This window comes from Methylibium rhizosphaerae, assembly GCF_006386545.1.
Taxonomy (GTDB): domain Bacteria; phylum Pseudomonadota; class Gammaproteobacteria; order Burkholderiales; family Burkholderiaceae_C; genus Pseudorivibacter; species Pseudorivibacter rhizosphaerae.
Genome location: NZ_SWAR01000028.1, coordinates 44,764 through 60,543 on the forward strand (window position 1 = coordinate 44,764; position 15,780 = coordinate 60,543).

Annotated in this window: 15 protein-coding genes; 6 read left to right on the forward strand and 9 right to left on the reverse strand. The window is 69.5% G+C overall.

The genetic code is table 11. The annotated features are described in order from the left end of the window. Window positions 1-11: 11 nt before the first annotated feature. Window positions 12-650: a pyridoxamine 5'-phosphate oxidase gene (pdxH, locus tag E8D38_RS19295; RefSeq protein WP_140634531.1), complete on the reverse strand. Its 639-nt coding sequence runs from the start codon at window positions 648-650 to the stop codon at window positions 12-14. A 26-nt stretch (window positions 651-676) separates the two neighbouring features. Next, window positions 677-1,681 carry an SDR family oxidoreductase gene (locus E8D38_RS19300; protein WP_140634533.1) on the reverse strand — a complete coding sequence of 335 codons (1,005 nt, stop codon included), beginning with the start codon at window positions 1,679-1,681 and terminating at the stop codon, window positions 677-679. Window positions 1,682-1,837: 156 nt separating this feature from the next. On the opposite strand from E8D38_RS19300, the gene E8D38_RS19305 reads away from it, so the two are divergent. The 3 genes from E8D38_RS19305 to E8D38_RS19315 all read left to right on the forward strand — a co-directional run bounded on the left by E8D38_RS19305 (window position 1,838) and on the right by E8D38_RS19315 (window position 5,451). Beyond that, on the forward strand, window positions 1,838-2,299 hold the full coding sequence (locus E8D38_RS19305) for a (2Fe-2S)-binding protein (protein ID WP_140634535.1): 462 nt from the start codon (window positions 1,838-1,840) through the stop codon (window positions 2,297-2,299). Window positions 2,300-2,316: 17 nt separating this feature from the next. Further along, entirely contained in the window at window positions 2,317-4,557 is a 2,241-nt protein-coding gene (locus E8D38_RS19310; RefSeq protein WP_425462795.1) for a xanthine dehydrogenase family protein molybdopterin-binding subunit, read from the forward strand. 252 nt (window positions 4,558-4,809) lie between these two features. Beyond that, the gene (locus E8D38_RS19315; RefSeq protein WP_140634537.1) at window positions 4,810-5,451 is read left to right on the forward strand and encodes a nucleotidyltransferase family protein; all 642 of its coding nucleotides are present in this window, start codon (window positions 4,810-4,812) and stop codon (window positions 5,449-5,451) included. A 3-nt stretch (window positions 5,452-5,454) separates the two neighbouring features. Here E8D38_RS19315 and E8D38_RS19320 read toward each other — a convergent pair whose 3' ends face one another. Then, window positions 5,455-6,087 carry a gamma-glutamylcyclotransferase gene (locus E8D38_RS19320; RefSeq protein ID WP_140634539.1) on the reverse strand — a complete coding sequence of 211 codons (633 nt, stop codon included), beginning with the start codon at window positions 6,085-6,087 and terminating at the stop codon, window positions 5,455-5,457. A 160-nt stretch (window positions 6,088-6,247) separates the two neighbouring features. Here E8D38_RS19320 and edd point away from each other — a divergent pair, with 160 nt between their 5' ends. Both edd and eda read left to right on the forward strand, forming a co-directional pair. Further along, window positions 6,248-8,071 (forward strand): phosphogluconate dehydratase, encoded by a 1,824-nt coding sequence (edd, locus tag E8D38_RS19325; RefSeq protein WP_140634541.1) that lies wholly within the window; start codon window positions 6,248-6,250, stop codon window positions 8,069-8,071. A gap of 29 nt (window positions 8,072-8,100) precedes the next feature. Next, window positions 8,101-8,724, forward strand: a complete 624-nt coding sequence (gene eda, locus E8D38_RS19330) for a bifunctional 4-hydroxy-2-oxoglutarate aldolase/2-dehydro-3-deoxy-phosphogluconate aldolase (RefSeq protein ID WP_140634543.1) — start codon at window positions 8,101-8,103, stop codon at window positions 8,722-8,724. A 45-nt stretch (window positions 8,725-8,769) separates the two neighbouring features. On the opposite strand, the gene rbsD is transcribed toward eda, so the two are convergent. From rbsD to E8D38_RS19360, 6 genes are read right to left on the reverse strand one after another with little or no spacing between them, the layout of a single operon-like run. Then, complete coding sequence (rbsD, locus tag E8D38_RS19335; protein ID WP_140634545.1) at window positions 8,770-9,165, reverse strand: D-ribose pyranase; 396 nt, start codon at window positions 9,163-9,165, stop codon at window positions 8,770-8,772. Continuing rightward, the gene (rbsK, locus tag E8D38_RS19340) at window positions 9,162-10,064 is read right to left on the reverse strand and encodes a ribokinase (protein WP_140634547.1); all 903 of its coding nucleotides are present in this window, start codon (window positions 10,062-10,064) and stop codon (window positions 9,162-9,164) included. Before rbsK ends, rbsD begins: the two co-directional genes overlap by 4 nt. Beyond that, window positions 10,061-11,074 carry a LacI family DNA-binding transcriptional regulator gene (locus tag E8D38_RS19345; protein WP_140634549.1) on the reverse strand — a complete coding sequence of 338 codons (1,014 nt, stop codon included), beginning with the start codon at window positions 11,072-11,074 and terminating at the stop codon, window positions 10,061-10,063. The genes rbsK and E8D38_RS19345 overlap by 4 nt, the downstream gene beginning before the upstream one ends. Next, window positions 11,071-12,102, reverse strand: coding sequence for an ABC transporter permease (locus E8D38_RS19350; RefSeq protein WP_140634551.1), 1,032 nt, complete (start codon window positions 12,100-12,102; stop codon window positions 11,071-11,073). Before E8D38_RS19350 ends, E8D38_RS19345 begins: the two co-directional genes overlap by 4 nt. Beyond that, window positions 12,086-13,645, reverse strand: a complete 1,560-nt coding sequence (locus E8D38_RS19355; protein ID WP_140634553.1) for a sugar ABC transporter ATP-binding protein — start codon at window positions 13,643-13,645, stop codon at window positions 12,086-12,088. Before E8D38_RS19355 ends, E8D38_RS19350 begins: the two co-directional genes overlap by 17 nt. 36 nt (window positions 13,646-13,681) lie before the next feature. After that, window positions 13,682-14,647 (reverse strand): sugar ABC transporter substrate-binding protein, encoded by a 966-nt coding sequence (locus tag E8D38_RS19360; protein ID WP_140634555.1) that lies wholly within the window; start codon window positions 14,645-14,647, stop codon window positions 13,682-13,684. 222 nt (window positions 14,648-14,869) lie between these two features. Here E8D38_RS19360 and E8D38_RS19365 point away from each other — a divergent pair, with 222 nt between their 5' ends. Continuing rightward, window positions 14,870-15,763 carry a DUF2167 domain-containing protein gene (locus tag E8D38_RS19365; protein ID WP_181179261.1) on the forward strand — a complete coding sequence of 298 codons (894 nt, stop codon included), beginning with the start codon at window positions 14,870-14,872 and terminating at the stop codon, window positions 15,761-15,763. Window positions 15,764-15,780: the final 17 nt, after the last annotated feature.

A 15,780-nucleotide genomic window follows, 5' to 3' on the forward strand; every position in this document is an offset into this window, starting at 1 on the left:
CGCGGCCGGCCTCAGGGCGCCAGCCGCTCCCGCAGCCACTGCCCGTCGGGCTGCAGCCGGTAGCTCAGCCGGTCGTGCAGCCGGCTGCGGCGGCCCTGCCAGAACTCGAAGCGGTCGGGCACCAGGCGGTAGCCGCCCCAGTGGGGCGGTCGCGGCGGGTTGAGCCCGTGCTGCAGGCTGGCCTTGGCGGCATTGGCCACCAGCACGGCGCGCGAGGCGATCACCTGGCTCTGCGGCGAGGCCCAGGCTCCCAGCCGCGAGTCGAGAGGGCGCGAGGCGTAGTAGGCATCCGACTCCTCGGCGGTGGCCTTCTCCACCTTGCCCTCGATGCGCACCACCCGTTCGAGGTCGACCCAGTGGAACTGCAGCGCGGCGAACGGGTGGGCGGCCAGCTCGCGACCCTTGCGGCTGTCGTAGTTGGTGTACCAGACGAAACCGCGCTCGTCGAAGCCCTTGATCAGCACGATGCGGGTGGACGGCCGGCCATCGGCACCCACCGTGGCCAGCGTCATCGCATTGGGTTCGGGCACGCCGGCGTCGATCGCGGCTTGCAGCCAGTTTCGAAACTGCTCGAAGGGCGCGGCATGCGCGTGGTCTTCATCGAGTTCGTCGAGCTCGTAGCTCTTGCGCAGGTCGGCGAGTCTGGTCATGCCCCGCAGTATAGGAATCCGGGCCTCTAGATCGCGCCCACGCTGCCCGTCACCGGCAGCACGATGCCGGTGATGTAGCCCGAGCACACCGGCGCGGCCAGGAACACATAGGCCGGCGACAGCTCCTCCGGCTGGGCTGCGCGCTTCATGTCGGTCGACTTGCCGAACTCCTTGACCTTCTCGGGCGGCGAGTCGGCCGGGTTCAGCGGTGTCCACACCGGGCCGGGGGCCACCGCGTTGACCCGGATGCCCTTGTCGACCAGGTTGCTGGCCAGCGACTTGGTGAACGCATGGATGGCGCCCTTGGTGGTGGCGTAGTCGAGCAGGTGGGCGCTGCCGCGCAGGCCTACCACCGAGCCGGTGTTGATGATCGAGCTGCCCGGCTTCAGATGCGGCAGGGCCGCGCGGGCCATATGGAAGTAGCCGTAGACGTTGGTGCGCAGGGTTTCGTCGAAGCGCTCGTCGCTCAGGTCCTCGAGCGACTCGGCATGTTCCTGGAAGGCGGCGTTGTTGACCAGCACATCGAGCCGGCCGAAGGCCTCGAGCGTCTTGTCGACCGCCTTCTTGCAGAAGGCCGGGTCCTTCACGTCGCCGGGCAGCAGGATGCCGCGGGCGCCTTCGGCCTCGACGCAACGCAACGTTTCCTCGGCGTCGGCGTGTTCGCTCAGGTAGGCGATGGCCACGTCGGCGCCTTCGCGGGCATACAGCACCGCGACCGCCCGGCCGATGCCGGAATCGGCGCCGGTCACCAGCGCGACCATGCCGCGCAGCTTGTTGCTGCCTTCATAGCCGGGCGCCATGAAACGCGGCGGCAGCTGCAGCTCGCTTTCATGGCCGGGCTTGTCGATGTGCTGTGCCGGCAGGTCGGCAGGCTGTTCCCGCGCGCCGGCCTGCACCGGCTGCTTCGGCTTCTGCCCGTTGCCGGCCCTGGACTTGCCGCTGTCACGCTGGTCCTGCTCGCGCTGGATGTCGCGCTGCTTCGAGGCCACGGCTGTCGTGCCGTCGCCGTTACCTTGCTTGCTCTTGACCATGGCTACCTCACTTGGATGGAGTTGTGCACAGCCGGCACCGGCAGGCGGCATGCCCGCTCGGGCAATCGCGGGTCCTCATGCACTCTTAACGAATTCGACGTATACCGGCGCCTCCCATCAGTCGCCCCCGAGCGATACACACAAGGAGGTTCCCCCATGACGACGAATCTCACCGTGAACGGCAAGCCGGTCACCGTGGATGCCGATCCATCCACTCCGGTGCTGTGGGCGCTGCGCGACCACCTCGGCCTCACCGGCACCAAGTTCGGCTGCGGCGCCGCCCTGTGCGGCGCCTGCACCGTGCACCTCAACGGTCAGGCCACGCGTTCGTGCGTGACGCCGATCTCGGCAGTGGCCGGGCAGAAGATCACCACCATCGAAGCCGTGGGCACCGACCGCGTGGGCAAGGCGGTGCAGGCCGCCTGGCAGAAACACGACGTGGCGCAATGCGGCTATTGCCAGAGCGGCCAGATCATGAGCGCGACGGCCCTGCTGCGTACCAACAAGAAGCCGACCGATGCCGACATCGACGGCGCGATGGCCGGCAACGTGTGCCGCTGCGGCACCTATGCCCGCATTCGTGCGGCCATCCACGACGCTGCCCGTTCGCTGGCCTGAGCAAGAAGGGAGACACGATGAACTACCTCGCCTTGATGGAACGCGTGGGCCGCGCGCAGCAGCGCGCGGCCGGCGCCGCCGAACCGGCCGACGGCATGAGCCGCCGCGGCTTCCTGAAGTTCGGCACGGCCGGCGGCTTTGCGCTCGGCATGTTTGCCGTCGGCAGCGACACGCTGGCGCAGCAGGTTGCGGCGCCCGCCGGTGGCCTGAAGCCCTTCGAGCAGCCCGGCGCCTTCGTGCGGGTGGAGCCCGACAACACGCTGGTGGTGCAGGTGAACCGGCTCGAATTCGGCCAGGGCGTGCACACCGGTTTGCCCATGCTGGTGGCCGAAGAGCTCGATGCAGACTGGAGCAAGGTGCGCGCCGAACTGGCACCCGCGGGCGACGCCTACAAGGATCCGGGCTTCGGCATCCAGATGACCGGCGGCTCCACCGCCCTCAACCATTCGTGGCAGCCCTATCGCGAACTCGGCGCGCGGGCGCGCGCGATGTTCGTGGCCGCGGCGGCGCAGCGTTTCGGCGTCGCGCCCGAGCAGGTCAAGATCGCCAACGGCGTGGCCAGCGCCGGCGGGCAGAAGGCCACGCTCGGCGAGCTGGCGGCCGACGCGATGAAGCAGCCGGTGCCCCAGAAGGTGGCGCTGAAGGACCCGAAGGACTTCCGCCTGCTGGGCAAGCGCACGGTGCGCCTCGACCAGGCCGCCAAGAGCAGCGGCCGGCAGGACTTCGGCATCGACACCAGGCTGCCCGGACTCAAGGTGGCGCTGATCGCTCGGCCGCCGGTGTTCGGCGCCCGGCTGGCCGGCTACGACGCGGCCAAGGCGAAGGCGGTCAAGGGCGTGGTCGAGGTGCTCGAGATCCCGCTCGATCGCGGCGCCACCGGCGTGGCGGTGGTGGCCGACGGCTACTGGCCGGCCAAGCAGGCGCGCGACCTGCTCGAGCCGCGCTGGAACACCGACGGCGTCGAGAAGGCCGACAGCGACAAGCTGCTTGCCCAATACCTGGAGCTGGCGAAGCAGCCGGGCCTGAAGGCCCGAGAGGCCGACCAGTCGGCGCTGGCCGCGGCACCGCGCAAGCTCACCGCCGAATACAGCTTCCCCTTCCTCGCACATGCGCCGATGGAGCCGCTGAACTGCACCGTGCAGTACAGCGGCGACCGTTGCCGCGTGTGGGTCGGCTCGCAGTTCCAGACCATGGACCAGATGGCGGTGGCCGGCGTGCTGGGCCTCAAGCCCGAGCAGGTGGAGCTCAACACCATGATGGCCGGCGGCGGTTTCGGCCGCCGCGCGGTGCCGGGCTCCGAATACGTGGCCGAAGCGGCGCAGGTGGCGAAGGCCTGGCGTGCCAAGGGCCGCAACGAGCCGGTGAAGGTGATGTGGAGCCGCGAGGACGACATCCGCGGCGGCTACTACCGCCCGCTGCACGTGCACCGTGCCGAGATCGGCTATGACGCGCAGGGCAAGGTGCTGGCCTGGAAGCACACCATCGTCGGCCAGTCCATCCTGATGGGCACGCCGTTCGAGGACTTCCTCGTGAAGAACGGCATCGACGGCACCACCACCGAAGGCGTGGTCGATACGCCCTACGACCTGCCGCTGTCCCTCGACGTGCACCACACGAAGGTGAACGTGCCGGTGCTGTGGTGGCGTTCGGTGGGCAACACCCATACCGCCTACGTGATGGAAACGCTGATCGACGAGATCGCGCGCAGCGTGGGCAAGGACCCGGTGGCCTACCGCAAGTCGCTGCTCGGCGAAAAGCACAAGCGCCATGTCGCCGCGCTCGATCTCGCGGTGGAGAAGTCCGGTTACGGCAAGAAGCAGTTGCCCAAGGGGCGTGCCTGGGGCGTGGCGGTACACGAGTCGTTCGGCTCGGTGGTGGCCTATGTGGTGCAGGCCTCGCTGAAGGACGGGCAGCCGGTGCTGCACGAGGTGACGGCCGGCGTGCATTGCAACTTCTGCGTCAACCCGCTCGCGGTGGAGGCACAGGTGCAGGGCGCGGCGCTCATGGGCCTGGGCACCACCTTGCCCGGCGCCGCCGTCACGCTGAAGGAAGGCGTCGTGCAGCAGAGCAACTTCGGTGACTACACGGTGGCTCGCATCAACCAGATGCCGAAGATCAGCGTGCACATCGTGCCGAGTGCCGATGCACCCACCGGCATGGGCGAGCCAGGCCTGCCGCCGCTGGCGCCCGCCTTTGCCAATGCGCTGGCGCAACTGAGCAAGAAGCCGCTGCGCGAACTGCCGTTCAAATTGGCGTAATCGCGCGCAATCTCGCGCTCCCTCGTGGTGCGTGTCCAAGGCCTGCAGCGCCCGCGTTGCAGGCCTTTCGTTTTGATCAAGCGATTTCTTCACGGGGTATCGCCTTAGGGAGAGTGCCTTAGGGATATCGCCTTAAGTGAAGTCCCCATTTCGCCCGGTGCGCGAAAGCTGTCCCATAGGAACGGGGAGCAGACTTGTCATGTGTGCATGGGGCAGTCGCAGTAGCAATTGCAGTTGCAGTGGAGGTGCCGCGTGAAGACGGCAGAACCTGTCATCGTCGTATTGGCCGCTGGTAGCGGTTCCAGATTCCAGGGGCAGCATCACAAGCTGATGCAGCCGCTCGGGTCGCTCAGCGTGCTGGCCACCACCTTGCAGCATGCGGTTGCGACCAGCCTGCCGGTGGTCGTGGTCACGACCGAGTCGCTTGCCGAGCAGGCGCGTCACGTGGTGGCCGCCAAGGACGTGGTGCTGTTGCCCATGGTGGGCTCGGCCAGCATGGAGCCGCTGGGCATGGGCTATTCCATTGCCGCGGGCGTGACCGCGCGGCCGCATGCCTGCGGCTGGCTGGTGCTGCCCGGCGACATGCCGATGGTGCAGCCGGCTTCGCTGCAGGCGGTGGCCCGGGCGCTGGTGAACCACCCGGTGGCCTATGCGCAACACCAGGGCCGGCGCGGGCACCCCGTCGGATTCGCCGCCGAGCTGTATTCGGAGCTCGCCACCCTGAGCGGTGACGAAGGCGCCCGGCGCCTGCTGGGGCGCTATCCGTCCCACGGCGTCGAGGTCGACGACCCCGGCGTGCTGCTCGACGTCGACACCGAGGACGACCTGCATGCGCTGCGCCTCGTGCAGGGCGGCGGCGGTGCGCTGCACAACACCGCGCTGATGTTCAAGTGAGCGTCAGCTGAGCCCGTGGCGGCACGCCAGCGCCGCCAGCCGCTCGATCTCGGCATCGCGGATGCCCAGCTTGCGCAGGCCGTCGGCCGTGGCCAGCAGGTAGTCCAGCGTGGTGCCGAAGCGCCCGCGCGCGTCGCGCAGGATGCGCACCATCTGGTCATCGTCGATGGGTCCGGTGTAGCTCGGGCTGCTGCGGCTCAGGGTGAAGGCCAGCGCCTTGACCGGCCCCTGCGCGGTGCGGCAGGCGAGCCAGCGCGGGTCGTACACGCCGGTGGGCATCTCGCGCAGCCACAGCCTCTGCAGCTCTTCATGGCCGCGCTCGCGCGGCACCCGGTACACCATGCCCACGCAGGAGCCGCCGGCCAGCAGCGTGAACACGAGGCCGGGCACCTCGGGCGTGCCTCGGTTGATGCGCGAGCGCATGCGCAGCGAGCGGTGGTAGCCGTGCACGCGCGCCAGGCGCTCTTCGTGCGCCTCGAACTCGGGCCGCCAGATCAGCGACGCATAACCGAACACCCAGAGGTCCTGTTGCGGATCCCAACCGCGCAGCGTGTGTTCGAACAGGTGCTGCGGATCGCGCAGCGGCGTCGGGAACGCTGCTTCTGGCGCGGTCCCGGCAGTCAGGTCTTCAAGCATGGGGCGAGGTTGCGATGCCGTGCCCCGAGGTGTCAAGCGCACGGAATTTGCCGGCCTGGAAAAAACATCCGCCACGTGCGGTTCGATTTGACGATGTAACCGAGTTACCTAATAATCAGCCCATCAGTTACAAGCCGATTTCCCCCCGGCGAATCTCCCGATGAAACCAGCCATCCTCGAAGTCACGCAGCGCATCCAGGAGCGCAGCCGCGACTTGCGCGCCGACTACCTGCGCCGCACCGCGGCGGCCGGGCAACGCGCCCGCGGCAGCGACCGCATGGGTTGCGCCAACGTGGCGCATGCCTTCGCCGGCATGCCTGCCGGCGACAAGTTCAAGGTCGTGGCCGAACGCGCGCCGCACATCGGTGTCGTCACCGCCTACAACGACATGCTCTCGGCCCACCAGCCCTACGAGGGCTACCCCGAGATCATTCGCGACGAGGCGCGCAGGCATGGCGCCACCGTGCAGGTGGCCGGCGGGGTGCCGGCCATGTGCGACGGCGTGACGCAGGGCCTGCCCGGCATGGAGCTCAGTCTGTTCTCGCGCGACACCATCGCCATGGGCACGGCGGTCGCGCTCACGCACGACGTGTTCGATGCCGCGCTGTTGCTGGGCATCTGCGACAAGATCGTGCCCGGCCTGCTGATCGGCGCGCTGCACTTCGGCCACCTGCCTTGTGTCTTCGTGCCCGGCGGGCCGATGAGCACCGGCCTGTCCAACAGCGAGAAGGCCAAGGTGCGCGAGCTCAACGCGCAGGGCCTCGTGGGCCGCGAAGCGCTGCTCGAAGCCGAGAGCAAGGCCTATCACGGCCCCGGCACCTGCACCTTCTACGGCACCGCCAACAGCAACCAGATGCTGCTCGAGGCCATGGGCCTGCACGTGCCGGGCGCGGCCTTCATCCACCCTCACAGCGGCCTGCGCGAGGCGCTCACGCGCGAGGCGGTGCGCACCGTGCTGGCCAACGTCAAGGCGAAGCGCTACACGCCGATCGGCGAACTGGTGGACGAGCGCTGCATCGTCAATGCGATGGTCGCGCTGCTGGCCACCGGCGGCTCCACCAACCACCTGATCCACTGGGTGGCGGTGGCGCGTTCGGCCGGCATCCTGATCGACTGGACCGACTTCTCCGATCTTTCGGCCTCGGTGCCGCTGCTGGCGCGGGTGTACCCCAACGGCTCGGCCGACGTGAACCAGTTCCAGGCCGCAGGCGGCCCGGGCTTCGTGGTGCGCGAGCTGCTCGACGGCGGCTGGCTGCATGGCGACGTCATGACCGTCTCCAGGAACGGCCTGCGCGACTACACGCAGCTGCCGGTGGCGGTGCAGGGCGATGCGCAGGCGGTGCAGTGGCAGGCGCTGGCCACCGAGCCGGGCGATGCGGCCATCGTGCGCCAGGCCGCATCGCCGTTCAGTCCCACCGGCGGCCTCAAGCTGCTCACCGGCAACCTGGGCCGCTCGGTCATCAAGGTCTCGGCGGTGCCCGAAGACCGCCACGTGATCGAAGCGCCCGCGCGCGTGTTCGACGAGCAGGAGCAGCTGCTCGCCGCCTTCAAGGCCGGCGAGCTCGAGCGCGACTTCGTGGCGGTGGTGCGGTTCCAGGGCCCGCAGGCCAACGGCATGCCCGAGCTGCACAAGCTCACGCCGCCGCTGGCGGTGCTGCAGGGCAAGGGCTTCCGTGTCGCACTGGTGACCGACGGCCGCATGAGCGGTGCATCGGGCAAGGTGCCGGCGGCCATCCATGTGAGCCCCGAGGCGCAGGCCGGCGGCCCGCTGGCCAAGGTGCGCGACGGCGACCTGATCCGGCTCGACGCCATCACCGGCACCTTGCAGGCCCTGGTGCCCGCCGACGAATGGGAGCAGCGCGAAACCGCCGTGCCCGGCGACGCTCACCGCGAAACCCATGCCCACGGCCTGGGCCGCGAGCTGTTCGCCGGGCTGCGCCGCAACGTCGTCGCAGCCGAACAAGGCGCCTGCACCTGGCTGTGACCTCCTTCCAGAACGAAAGAACCCGTCCGATGAACACGCTCGAACTTGCAAGCCATGGCCCGGTGATTCCGGTGATCGTGATCAAGCGCCTCGAAGACGCCGTGCCGATGGCAGAGGCCCTGGTGGCCGGCGGCGTGCGCGTGCTCGAGGTCACGCTGCGCACGCCGGTGGCGCTGAAGGCGATGGAGGCCATCGCCAAGGCGGTGCCCGATGCCATCGTCGGCGCCGGCACGGTGCGCTCGGTGTCCGACGCGCAGGCCGCCAAGGATGCCGGCTGCCGCTTCGCGGTGAGCCCCGGCTACACCACCGAAGTGGGTCGCGCCGCGCGCGAGATCGATCTGCCGCTGCTGCCCGGTGTCGCCACCGGCAGCGAGGTGATGACGGCCAATGCCGATGGCTACTACTTCCTGAAGCTCTTTCCGGCCACCGCCGTGGGCGGCGTGCCGCTGCTCAAGGCGCTGGCCGGGCCGTTTCCCGACGTGGTGTTCTGCCCGACCGGCGGCATCACGGCCGAGACGGCGCCGCAGTTCCTGGCGCTGCCCAACGTGAAGGTCTGCGGCGGCTCGTGGCTCACGCCCGACGACGCGGTGCAGGCCGGCGACTGGGCTCGCATCACGCGGCTCGCCAAGGCGGCGGGCGCGCTGCGCGGCTGAGCGCGGTGTGCTCCCTCTCCCGCTGGCGGGAGAGGGAGCCCCTCTTCAGAACACCACGCCCGCGAACAGCATCACGTTCGCATACGGTGTGAACTCGCCGGTGCGCACGATGGCGCGGGCGCGCCTGCTGCGGCGCTTGAAGCTTTCGTGGCTCACCGTCTGCAGCGGCACGCCGCCCAGCCATGCCGGCAGGCGCGCCGCCAGCTCCGGGCTGCGCGCGGCCAGCTCCTCGGCACACAGCGCGTGTTCCACCTGCATCTCGCAGAGCACTGCGGCCAGCACGTCCGAAAACGCGGGGACGCCGCGGGTCACCGCAAGGTCGATGCAGCGCACGCCCGGCGGCACCGGCAGGCCGGCATCGGCGATCACGAGCGCGTCGCCGTGACCCAGCATGGCCACCAGCTGAGACAGCTCGCCATGCAGCAGCGCGGCCTTCTTCATTCCACGAGCTCCTCGCGGTGCGGCATGGCGGACATCGCGCCCCGGCGTGACACGCTGAAGGCGGCGGCGCGCTGGGCGAAGGCCACCGCGTCGTGCAGCGACAGGCCGTCGCGGCAGCGGGCCGCGGCCAGCGCGCCGATGAAGGTGTCGCCGGCGCCGGTGGTGTCCACCACCCGGGCCACCGGCTGCGCCTCGTGGCGCATCGCGCCGCCGGTCGTCGAGACGTACACGCCGCGTTCGCCCAATGTGACGATCACCGTGCCGGCGCCGAGCTGGCGCAGCCGTTCGGCAACGAGCACCTCGTCGACCGGCTCGCCCGGCGCCTGGCCCGCGAGCGCCGCGGCCTCGCTTTCGTTGGGCACCAGCAGGCTCACCTGCTGCAGCAGCTCGGGCGAAAGCGGCTGCACCGGCGCCGGGTTCAGCAGCACCGGCACGCCGGCCGCATGGGCGATGCCGATGGCCCGCTGCACCGCGGCCAGCGGGCTTTCGAGCTGGCACACCAGCATCGACGCCGCAGCGATCGTGTCGGCCGCGGCATCGACATGCGAAGTGGTCAACGCCGCGTTGGCGCCGGCTTCGATGGCAATGCTGTTCTGGCCGCTTGCGTCGTCGACCAGCACGATGGCGATACCGCTCGGGCCGCTCACCGTGACGAGGTGGTCCACGGTCACGCCTTCGGCCTGCAGCGTGGCCCGCATCTGCGTGCCGAAGACGTCGCTGCCCACGCAGCCCACGAAATGCACCTCGGCGCCGAGCCGCGCCGCAGCCACCGCCTGGTTCGCTCCCTTGCCGCCGGGCAGCGTCTCGAAGCCGCGGCCGCAGACCGTTTCGCCGGGACGGGGCAGTTGCTGCACGCGCAGCACCATGTCCATGTTGGCGCTGCCCACGACGACGATCATGCGGGCTCCTTGCGGGCGGCGGTGGACCGCCGCAGGCACAGCGCCGGCTGCAGGATCTCGCGGCGCAGCGGCTTGTCGCGCTGGGCGATGCGCTCGAGCAGCAGGCGGGCCGCCAGCGCGCCGGTCTGGTGCTTGGGCTGCACGATGGTGGTGAGCGGCGGGTTGCTGTAGGCGGCCAGGGCGATGTCGTCGAAGCCGATCACCGACAGGTCCTCCGGGATGCGCAGCCCGGCCTCGGCGGCCGCGCACACGGCGCCGATGGCCATGAGGTCGTTCGACGCGAACACGGCGCTGGGCCGCCGCTGCCGCATCCTGAGCAGCGAGGTCATCGCCTCATGGCCGCCGGCGCTGGTGAAGTCGGCACTGCGCAGCAGCTTGTCGTCCACCTGCAGGCCGGCTTCGGTCAGCGCGCGGTGATAGCCCTGCACCCGCTGGCGGGCCGGCGACAGCGGCTGCGGCCCTGCGATGCAGGCGATGCGCCGGTGGCCGAGCTCGAGCAGGTGGCGGGTCGCGAGGTAGCCGCCGAGTTCATGGTTCACCTCCACCAGGTCGGCGGCCAGGTCGTCGATCTCGCGGTCGACCACCACCTGCGGCATGCCGGCCGAGCGCAGCGTGGCGATCAGCTCCGGGTCGCCGCCGGAGGACAGCACGATGAGGCCGTCGACCTGCTTTTCGCTCAGCACGCGCACGTACTGGGCCTGCTTGTGCGGGTCGTCGTCGGAGTTGCACAGGATGACGTTGAAGCCGGCTTCGAAGCAGGTGTCCTCGATGCCCCGGATGATCTCGGCGAAATACGGGTTCGAGTTGTTGGGGATCATCATCCCCACCGTGTGCGTGCGGCTGCTCTTCAGGCTGCGGGCCAGCGCGCTCGGCACGTAGTTCAGCGCGGCGATGGCCTGCTGCACCCGCTCGCGCGCGGCCTCGCTCACGAAGCGCGTGCCGTTGATGACATGCGACACCGTGGTGACGGACACCTGCGCATGCTGGGCGACGTCCTTGATGGTGATCATGCGGTGCGTCGCTGGGTGAGCCGGGCGCGGTACACGTCGAGCACCACCGCCAGGATGATGACGAAGCCGGTGACCATCTGGCGCAGGAAGTCGCTCATGCCGATGAGGATCAGGCCGTTGGCCAGCACGCCGATGATGCAGGCGCCCAGCAGCGTGCCGATGATGGAGCCGCGTCCGCCCGACAGGCTGGTGCCGCCGATGATGACCGCTGCAATGGCGTTGAGCTCGAAGCCGATGCCGATGATCGGGCTGGCGATGGTGAGCCGCATCATGTAGATCACCGCGCCCACGCCCACCGCCACGCCGGCGATCACGAAGGCGGCGATCTTGTAGCGCCGCACGTTGTGGCCGGCCAGCCGCACCGCCTCTTCGTTGTTGCCGATCGCATAGAGCAGCCGGCCGAACACGGTGCGGTTGAGCACGAACCAGCCGATCGCCACCAGCGACAGCGCGACCAGGAAGATCGCCGGTACGCCCAGCAGCGTGGCGCTGCCGAAGTTGTTGAAAGCGTCGGGGAATTCGTAGATGGAGCGCGCCTCGGTCCACTGCAGCGCCGCGCCGCGCGCGATGTTGAGCATGCCCAGCGTGACGATGAACGAAGGGATGCCCCAGAACGCCGACACCCAGCCGTTGGCCAGCCCGCAGGCTGCGCCCACCGCAATGCTGGCCGCCAGGGCCAGCGCGATGGCGGCGCCCACCGGCAGCGTCTCGACCTTGAGCACGGTGCCTGCCACCACGGCGCAGAAGGCCATCACCGAGCCCACCGACAGGTCGATGCCGCCGACGAGGATCACGAAGGTCATGCCCACCGCGAGGATCACGTTGATGCTGATCTGCGTGAAGATGTTCGTGATGTTGTTGGCCGTGAGGAAGATGGGCGACAGCATCGAGAACACCGCGATGAGCGCCAGCAGCGCCACCCCGATGCCGGCCTCCCGCAGCACCGTGCGGGCGCGGGCCTGCCAGGCAGGCGTGAGTGAAGCGGGGGCTGGCATCACGGAGCCCTGATGATCAAGCAGCTTCTGCATCGTTGGTACTCCCGGGATGCATGTATTCCTGGTAGGCCATCGCCAGGATGGCCTCTTCATCGAAACGTTCGCGCGGCAGCTCTCCGGCCAGCGCGCCCTTGCTGAGCACGAGGATGCGGTCGCACACGCTCATCAGCTCGCGCAGGTCGGACGACACCACCAGCACGGCCAGGCCGTCGGCCGCCATGCGCTCGAGCAGGGCATGGATCTCGGCCTTGGCGCCCACGTCCACGCCGCGCGTGGGCTCGTCGAGCAGCAACACCTGCGGCTGGCGCAGCAGCCACTTGCCCAGCACCACCTTCTGCTGGTTGCCGCCCGACAGCTCGCGCACCGGCTGCCCCACCGAGGCGAGCCGGATCTTCAGGTCGGCGGAGGCACGCCGGGCGGCGGCTTCTTCGTCGCCCGCACGCAGCAGGCCGCGGCGCGACACCGCGCCCAGGTGGGCCAGGCTGATGTTGGCGCGGATCGGCATGTCGAGAATGAGCCCCTCGTCCTTGCGGTTCTCGGTGACGAGGCAGATGCCCTGGGCCAGCGCATCGCGCGGCGAGCGGATGCGCACCGGCCGGCCATCGCGCAGCACCGTGCCGGCCGCCGGGGCATCGGCGCCGAAGATCGCGCGCACGGTTTCCGTCCGGCCCGATCCCACCAGGCCGGCCAGGCCGACGATCTCGCCATAGCGCAGCGTGAAGTCGATCTGGCGCCCGGCGCGCTGGCCGCGGTAGCGCAGCCCCTGCACCTGCAGCGCAGGCGCACGGTCGGCCTGCAATGCCGCCGGCTTGTGCGGCGGCCGCTCCTCGAGCGCGCGGCCGACCATCAGGCGCACCAGCTCGTCGGGTGAGGTGTCGGCCATGGCCTGCGTGGCGACCTTGCGGCCGTTGCGCAGCACGGTCACGCGGTCGCACATCTCGAACAGCTCCTGCAGGTGGTGCGACACGAACACCACCGTGACGCCGCCGTCGCGCAGCTGGCGGATGAGCTGCAGTAGCCGGTCGGTCTCGCGCGGCGTGAGCGTCGCGGTGGGCTCGTCCATGATCACGATGCGGCTGCGGCTCGATAGCGCCTTGGCGATCTCGATCAGCTGCCGCTGCGCCATGCCGAGGCTGCCCACGCGGGTCTGCGGCGACAGGTCGTCCAGGCCCACCAGGGCCAGCAGCTCACGGGCGCGGCGCAGGGTGGCCGCGCGGTCGAGCAGTCCGAAGCGCCGGCGCGGCAGCTGCTCGAATAGCAGGTTCTCCGCCACCGACAGCTCGTCGAGCATGTGCAGCTCCTGGTGCACCACACGGATGCCGGCGCGGATCGCGTCGAGCGGCGTGTGCGGCGCATAGGCGGTGCCGAAGAGCGTCATGCTGCCGGCGTCGGGCCGTTCGGCCCCGCCCAGCAGCTTGATGAGGCTCGACTTGCCGGCGCCGTTCTCGCCGGCCAGCGCATGCACCTCGCCGGCATGCAGCTCGAGGTCCACGCCGTCGAGCGCCACCACGCCGGGATAGCGGCGGGTGAGGCCCTGGAGCGAGAGGGCGGTGGGGCGGTCAGAAGGTGTCGGCATACAAGGGCGAACGGCAGTCTCTTCCCGTGTGTGGTCCTACTTCAGGTTCTTTGCCGTCACCAGCTCGATCGGCGTCTTGATCCACCCCTTGAGCTGCTTGCCTTCCTTGCGAGCCTTGATGCCCTGGTCGATGGCGTTGGCCGCCATCTGCGAGCCGAACTGGTCCACCGTGGCCAGCACCTTGCCGCTCTTGATGAGCGGGCGGATGGCCGGGATGTTGTCGAAGCCCACCACCTTGATCTGGCCCGACTTGCCGGCGGCGTCGATCGCCTTGGCCACCCCGAGCGCCATCGAGTCGTTGGCCGCCATCACGCCCTTGATGTCGGGGTTGGCCGTCAGGATGTTGGTGAACACCGCGTTGGCCTCTTCGGTTTCCCAGTGCGCGGTCTGCGAGGCCACGACGTTGAGCTTGCCCTGCTTGGCCGCGTCCTCGAAACCGAGCTTGCGCTGCAGCGCGTTGTCGGCGCCGGGGTTGCCTTCGATGATCACCACCTTGGCGCCGGGGCCCAGGGCCTTGGCCAGCTCGTCGCCGGCCATCTTGGCGCCGGCGCGGTTGTCCGGGCCCACGAACGCGAGGTCGAGGCCGGCCTTCTTCATGGCGGCCGGGTCGAGGGCCACGTCGAAGTTCACCACCGTGATGCCGGCCTTCAGGGCCCGCGCCACCGGCGCCACCATGGCACGCGAGTCGGCCGGTGCGATGACGATCACGTCGTACTGCTGGGTGATGAAGTTCTCCACCGCGGCGGTCTGCGCATCGAAGTCGGTCTCCGACTGCATGCCCACCGCCTTGAGCGTGAAGTCGCCGCGCTTCTTCTCGTGCGCGATGGCGCCTTCGGTCATGTTCTTGAAGAACTCGTTGGCCAGCGACTTCATCACCAGGCCGACGCGCGGCTTGGCGCCGGCTTGCTGTGCATGGACGGGCAGGCAGGTGGCGGCCAGCAGGCCGAAGCTGGCGGCCAGCACGGACAGGGCGGCCGCTCGGCGGTTGAGGCGCAATTTCATGAAGCTGTCTCCTGGTGTGTTGTGCTCGGTGCGGGTCGTCGCGCAAACGTTTGCGCGAACGTTTGCATTTCAGCGGCGGCCTGGCTTCGCGTCAATGCAGGGATAACCCGCGATCGGTGCCGGGCCCTCGGATGGGTGAGGTGTGCGCGCGACGGTTCGCCCGGGCGGGCCGCCTGGCGCTGGTATCTTGCCGGCCGACTCAAACCAACCGGAGGGAACCTCATGAAAACCGCCTTGCGTACGACGCTGGCTGCCGCGCTGTTGTCGGCCAGCCTGGGCTTGCCGGCCTGGCAAGCCAGGGCTGCCGAAACCCCGGCGGCGCCCCAGGCGCAGATGCCGGCGCCGCCGGCCGTGAAGGCCGAGCATGGCCCGCGCACGGTCACTCTCGGCGAGCAGGGCTCGCTCAAGCTGCCGGCCGGCTATGTGTACCTGAACCCTGCCGATGCGGCCGCGATGCTCACCTACTGGGGCAACCCGGGTCCGCACGACACGCTGGGCATGGTGGTCGGCTCCGGCGATAACGACGGCTGGGCCATCACGCTGGAATTCCACAAGGAAGGCTATGTGAAGGACGAGGACGCCAAGAGCTGGGACGCCGACGAGCTGTTCAAGTCGGTGAAGGAAGGCACCGAAGCGTCGAACGAGGAGCGCAAGAAGATGGGCGGCGGCGAGCTGCACGTCATCGACTGGGTGCAGCGGCCCGCGTACGAGGCGGCCACGCACCGGCTGGTGTGGGGCTTGCGCGCCGAATCCATCGACGCCGGCCAGCGCAGCGAAAGCGTCAACTACCGCACCTACGTGCTCGGCCGCGAGGGCTTCATCGAGATGAACCTCATGACCGAGCCGCAGCAGCTCGAGGCCACCAAGCCGCGCGCGAACGAACTGCTCGCGGCCACCAGCTTCAACGACGGCAAGCGCTACGAGGACTTCAATGCCGGCACCGACCGTGTGGCCGAGTACGGCCTGGCGGCGCTGGTGGCCGGCGGCGTGGCCAAGAAGCTGGGCCTCTTTGCCACGCTGGGCCTGCTGCTGGCGAAGTTCTGGAAGGTGGCGCTGGTTGGCCTGGCCGTGTTCGGCGGCGGCCTCATGAAGCTGTTCAAGCGCAAGGCCGACTGATGGCGCCGGCCTTGCCC

Bases quoted from the DNA above. Each gene is read 5' to 3' on its own strand.
- E8D38_RS19365 (WP_181179261.1), top strand. From the start codon at position 14,870: ATGAAAACCGCCTTGCGTACGACGCTGGCTGCCGCGCTGTTGTCGGCC.
- pdxH (WP_140634531.1), bottom strand. From the start codon at position 650: ATGACCAGACTCGCCGACCTGCGCAAGAGCTACGAGCTCGACGAACTC.
- edd (WP_140634541.1), top strand. From the start codon at position 6,248: ATGAAACCAGCCATCCTCGAAGTCACGCAGCGCATCCAGGAGCGCAGC.
- E8D38_RS19320 (WP_140634539.1), bottom strand. From the start codon at position 6,087: ATGCTTGAAGACCTGACTGCCGGGACCGCGCCAGAAGCAGCGTTCCCG.
- rbsK (WP_140634547.1), bottom strand. From the start codon at position 10,064: ATGATCGTCGTCGTGGGCAGCGCCAACATGGACATGGTGCTGCGCGTG.
- E8D38_RS19300 (WP_140634533.1), bottom strand. From the start codon at position 1,681: ATGGTCAAGAGCAAGCAAGGTAACGGCGACGGCACGACAGCCGTGGCC.
- E8D38_RS19310 (WP_425462795.1), top strand. From the start codon at position 2,317: ATGAACTACCTCGCCTTGATGGAACGCGTGGGCCGCGCGCAGCAGCGC.
- E8D38_RS19355 (WP_140634553.1), bottom strand. From the start codon at position 13,645: ATGCCGACACCTTCTGACCGCCCCACCGCCCTCTCGCTCCAGGGCCTC.
- rbsD (WP_140634545.1), bottom strand. From the start codon at position 9,165: ATGAAGAAGGCCGCGCTGCTGCATGGCGAGCTGTCTCAGCTGGTGGCC.
- E8D38_RS19360 (WP_140634555.1), bottom strand. From the start codon at position 14,647: ATGAAATTGCGCCTCAACCGCCGAGCGGCCGCCCTGTCCGTGCTGGCC.
- E8D38_RS19345 (WP_140634549.1), bottom strand. From the start codon at position 11,074: ATGATCACCATCAAGGACGTCGCCCAGCATGCGCAGGTGTCCGTCACC.
- eda (WP_140634543.1), top strand. From the start codon at position 8,101: ATGAACACGCTCGAACTTGCAAGCCATGGCCCGGTGATTCCGGTGATC.
- E8D38_RS19350 (WP_140634551.1), bottom strand. From the start codon at position 12,102: ATGCAGAAGCTGCTTGATCATCAGGGCTCCGTGATGCCAGCCCCCGCT.
- E8D38_RS19305 (WP_140634535.1), top strand. From the start codon at position 1,838: ATGACGACGAATCTCACCGTGAACGGCAAGCCGGTCACCGTGGATGCC.